The organism is Acinetobacter sp. ANC_7588, from assembly GCF_056783995.1.
The window spans coordinates 1-422 of sequence record NZ_JBWYIU010000041.1; the positions used below are offsets into that span (position 1 = coordinate 1).

The 422-nt window shown below is 44.1% G+C and carries 1 protein-coding gene and 1 pseudogene; both read right to left on the minus strand.

The annotated features are described in order from the left end of the window. Positions 1–157: thiolase family protein (locus tag AC1M9J_RS14805; RefSeq protein ID WP_481590811.1), on the minus strand; the 157-nt coding region annotated here is incomplete at its 3' end. A gap of 23 nt (positions 158–180) precedes the next feature. Beyond that, positions 181–422 (minus strand): annotated as a pseudogene (locus tag AC1M9J_RS14810) (3-oxoadipate CoA-transferase); the annotation flags it as partial.

The window sequence follows — 422 nt, forward strand, 5'->3', positions numbered from 1 at the left end:
AAACGTCATCGACGACATTCCAATCCACAGAAGGGTTACGTTCCATTAACGCTTTTAATGGCACTGCACCTAAGTCATCCGCACGGACAGGGGCTAAACCACCGGCATAACGACCAAAAGGCGTACGGATGGCATCAATGATGTATGCGTTTTTCATAGTGTAAGATCCTAAAACCAGTCTTAAGCCTGAGTGGCATCAATGAGTTTGGCACCCGTCATCGATTGAAGCTCTTCAAAAGATAAGCCTTCAACTTTCTCAATCACTTTCATGCCTTCAGGTGTTACATCAATCACACAAAGGTCAGTATAGATACGATCTACACACTTTAAGCCTGTCGCAGGATAAGTCAGCTCAGCAACGATTTTCGGTTCGCCTTTTTTAGTGACATGATCGGTGGTAATAAAGACTTTTTTCGCACCCA